This window comes from Paenibacillus sp. OT2-17 (assembly GCF_009827695.1).
GTDB lineage: Bacteria > Bacillota > Bacilli > Paenibacillales > Paenibacillaceae > Paenibacillus > Paenibacillus polymyxa_B.
In genome coordinates, this window is sequence record NZ_WUDQ01000314.1 from 1 (window position 1) to 4,173 (window position 4,173).

Here is a 4,173-nt window from a genome sequence, read left to right on the forward strand (position 1 = left end):
ACTTAAGACCAATAGTCTGAAACAAATCCAGATAAACCGTATCCTTTTGGGTTTTCATAATCATATCTCCTCAAATTATTAGAAGTCTAATTGTCAGTAAATAAACTATATAAATCTCTAAACTGTTTGTCAAATGAAAATTAGTTTATTGACAGTTATAAAACTAATAGTTAGAATTCTAAGTGTTTAAGATTGAACACTAAGGAGGAACGACATGAAGAATGTAACTCAAAGCTCTACGGTAGAAAAAGTTACAGCGATTACGAATGTACGTATTTTCGATGGTGAAAAAGTTATTGAGCCCAGAAATGTTGTCATCCATGGGGAAACCATTATTTCGGTAGGCGGAGACCTTCCGACACATGCAACGATCATCGATGGGGAAAATGCGACATTATTGCCCGGCCTGATTGATGCGCATGTCCACACTTCAATCGGTGGGTTACGAGATGCTTTAAAATTCGGCGTCACGACAGAACTCGAAATGAACGGCAGTTTTACAGAAAGAGGGCGCAAGATCCAGTTAAAAAACGTGAATGACGTCGCCGAAGTCCGTTCTGCCGGCACAGCGATCACTGCTCCAGGTGGTCATCCGGATGAATTATTGCAGGATGAGGATGAAATTCCAGAGTTCGTATTAAAGGAGTTGGAGAAGTTACCCAAGGAAGACCGGGAAGCTATGCTAGCCGCCTACGCTCACGATCACGAAGAGGTGCCCCAAGTGACGACAGTGGAAGAAGCGATCAAACATGTGCATACCCAGGTGGAGAGTGGCGCCGACTATATTAAAATCATGATTGAAGAAGGGACGGTCTTGGGTGCCCCTGGACTACCTATTTTAAGCGACGAGATTTTAAAAGCAGCCGTGGCAGAAGCCCATAAATTCGATAAAATTGTCATAGCCCACGTCTTGACGGCTGATTCTTCGCAAACCGCCATCGATATGGGAGTCGACGGATTGGGTCACTTATTTCTCGACAGGCCCGAATGCACATCCGAGTTGGTGAAATCCATAGCGGATTCAGGTGCATTTGTTATACCGTGCTTAGTATTGAACTCATCCATTCTGGGGAATCCGGCATCAGAATTGGCGAATGATCCACGTGTTTATTCCAAATTAAGTCCGGAATGGATCGATATGTTGAACTCAAGCTTCCATACTTTCCCGCAAGGCAATTTGGAGAATAGCTTTAAAAATGTGATGGATCTTCACCGTGCCGGTGTGGATATTCTGGTCGGGACGGATGTCGCCCCCGTTCCTGTTCCCAATCTTGGCGGCCTTGCTCATGGAGCCAGCGTTCATCATGAAATGCAATTGCTGGTTGAGGCCGGATTTTCTCCCATAGAAGCGCTTCAGTCGGCTACCGCGAAACCGGCCCGTTGCTTTGGGCTTTACGATCGCGGCTGTATTACCGAAGGTGCGCTCGCTGACCTTATACTAGTAAACGGTGATCCGACAACCAACATCTCGGATACCTTGTCGATCAAATCCGTATGGTTCAAAGGTGTACAACAACAAGGTTAATCAGAGCCTCTTGAACAGGAACTACTTTCTAATCTCATTTGTATACTTCCATTTTCACTTCCCGAGGATAGCTTAATCTTGTTGCCAACGCAAAAACACCTCCAAAGTTTATCCTCATATCTTACGACATGGGGATTCTCTTTGAAGGAGTTTTAATTGCAAGGAACATTGTAAAAACGTACAATCAGTGGTCCCACATAATTTCGGTATGCACTGTTGGTCATAAAATATAAGACTTACTCGTAGGCACCGATGTTCACCGCGGCTCCCTGTACTCTGGGCTTCCCGTCAATATCCAGTGTTCCAATGATGGCACGGTCCGTGTTCCCGGCATCGATCGCAGGAGACGAAGACTGCAAATGGAAGTCGCTGTTCGCGGCATTCACGAATTTAGGATCGGCAAACAGAGAATGCGTATCGTTGCCGGTTCCCGATTTGTATGCGGAGAATCCCGTATACTCTTTATTTTTCCAGATCCAGTTAGCTTCCGAGCTGCCGCTCGGAGCGAAATATAAATTATAATCCACAACATTGCCGGAATTTTTGGTGTATCCATTGGAGATCAGCATATCTGTGGAGCTAGCCACGAAAATATTGTTTTTGATCACATTGTTTCGCGTATCGTACTGAACCAAAAGCTGGCCGCTTCCGTCGTCAAATGTATCGTTCTTGTATAGCGTATTGTTCACGATCTTGCAGTTTACCGTTGAGCCGCGCTCCTCATTGTAACCGCCCATGGCAATACCAGTCAGTCGGTTGTTATATATCACGTTGCTGCGGACTGTAATATTGCTGGTGGCTTTGCCGGCATGCTCAGAGGCCATTTCGACGCCGATGTCGTTGTTGTAACTGTAGTTCTGCTCGATAATGCTGTCCTTGCCCCCATCTACATAAATACCACCGGCCGAGTTGTCATCGCTCTTGTAAGATGGGTTATTTTGAACAGAATTATTGTACACCCGGTTGCCCTTCACTAGCCCGTTTCGCGCCTGATCGTAAGCAGTATTCGGCGCAGTTCCCTCAAAGCCGATCAGATCAATCCCGATGTTGTCATTATCGTGAATGCGGTTGTCGGTCACCGCAAAGCCGTCCACGTTGCCGTTTAAAACGAGCGATTCGCTGGAGCCCAGCACGAGATTGTACAGCTCATTACCGCTGATCGTAAGGTCGTGAATCGAAGCCGGAGCTTTCGTGCCATAAACAGCGATACCGTGAGCGTCCCGGCCCAGCCGATCTTTGCCAGTCGGGGTGACCGTGTTTTTGATGTCATGGATTTTGTTGTTGGACAAATTAATGAAGCCGCCCGAACCGTGGACATAAATACCTACGGGCACCGTGTTCTTGGAAGCAGTGGTAAAATTACGGATTTCAAACCCCTGAACGGTAACGTGATTGACATCGGCCAGTTCGATCAGCCCTTCGTTCCCGCTGACCGAAAGTCCGCTGCCATCAATAATGGCGGTCTCTGTCCCATAGTTGGTGAACACAATTGGACCCTGCGAAGCGGAGCCAGAGCGGGTAATCTTTAATTTCTGCTTGTACACGCCGCCTCGGACGTAAACCGTGCTGCCCGCAGGAGCCACGTCAGCCGCGTGCTGCAACGTCTTCCACGGCGCATCGTTCGTTCCGGCATTAGAGTCGCTGCCGCTCGTGGACACATAATATTCTGTACCGGCCGCGGAAGCAGCGGGAGGTTGCACATTTCCGGCCACCAGACCAAGCCCGAAAACCATGGCTAAACCTACCAGAAACATTTGCCCGAATTTCTTCATGGTTCCCCATCTCCCTTTGCTTATTTTTTTGTAAATTATACCACAAAAATTCACCGAATCTGTTACGCCTGCAAACGGAGTACCGCCTCGACCTTCCGCGAGTCTCCAGTACCTCGAATGCCAAGAGTTGGAGAGTGAATGAAGAAGTCTAAGAGTTTTATTTTCTCAAGACAAATAAAACACAGCCTACCCTATCGGCAGACTACGCATGTTCTTACTCCAACGGACTAATCCTTTACCAGTCGATTAGAAAGCATCAACATAATAAAAGAGAATAAAATGATGACAGCTACCCAGCTCCAAGAGAGTGTCATATTTCCGACCTCGGACGCGGTGTAAATCGCTGTAGGCAGGGTTTGGGTCTGTTCAGGAATATTACCCGCAAGCATCAGCGTAGCGCCAAATTCTCCTAACCCTCGGGCAAATCCGAGAATGTATCCTGAAATGAGTGGTCGGTAGGCAAGGGGCATCGTAATGTGGCGAAACACTTGCCATTCGTTGGCACCTTGCGCACGTGCAGCCTCCTCTACCTCTGGGTCTACAGCTTCAAAACCTGCTTTAATGGTACGGTAAGCCAGTGGAAAAGCAACAACTACGGCCGCCACCACTGCAGCTCCCCATGTAAATACAATCGTCTGCTGGAACAAGCTTTCGAAGGCAGTGCCAATCCAGCTTTTCCTTCCCAGCAAGATGAGCAAAATAAAGCCGACAACAGTGGGAGGCAAAACGAGCGGAAGAAGTAGGACGGTCTCAATCACGCTGGTTCCCCTCCGCGGCGTGCAGTTCGCCATCATCCGCGCTACCACAGTAGCTAATAAAAAGACGATGATGCTGGCGACGACAGCAACTTTAACAGATACGATAACCGGAGGAAGA

At 47.7% G+C, this 4,173-nt stretch carries 3 protein-coding genes; 1 reads left to right on the forward strand and 2 read right to left on the reverse strand.

The window, feature by feature from the left end; all coding sequences use genetic code 11:
* Positions 1-214 precede the first annotated feature (214 nt).
* Positions 215-1,525 (forward strand): amidohydrolase family protein, encoded by a 1,311-nt coding sequence (locus tag GRP75_RS20205; protein ID WP_160790184.1) that lies wholly within the window; start codon positions 215-217, stop codon positions 1,523-1,525.
* 236 nt (positions 1,526-1,761) lie between these two features.
* Here GRP75_RS20205 and GRP75_RS20210 read toward each other — a convergent pair whose 3' ends face one another.
* The gene (locus tag GRP75_RS20210; protein WP_160790186.1) at positions 1,762-3,297 is read right to left on the reverse strand and encodes a right-handed parallel beta-helix repeat-containing protein; all 1,536 of its coding nucleotides are present in this window, start codon (positions 3,295-3,297) and stop codon (positions 1,762-1,764) included.
* A 227-nt stretch (positions 3,298-3,524) separates the two neighbouring features.
* The coding region (gene modB / locus GRP75_RS20215; protein WP_160790185.1) for a molybdate ABC transporter permease subunit at positions 3,525-4,173 on the reverse strand (649 nt) is incomplete at its 5' end.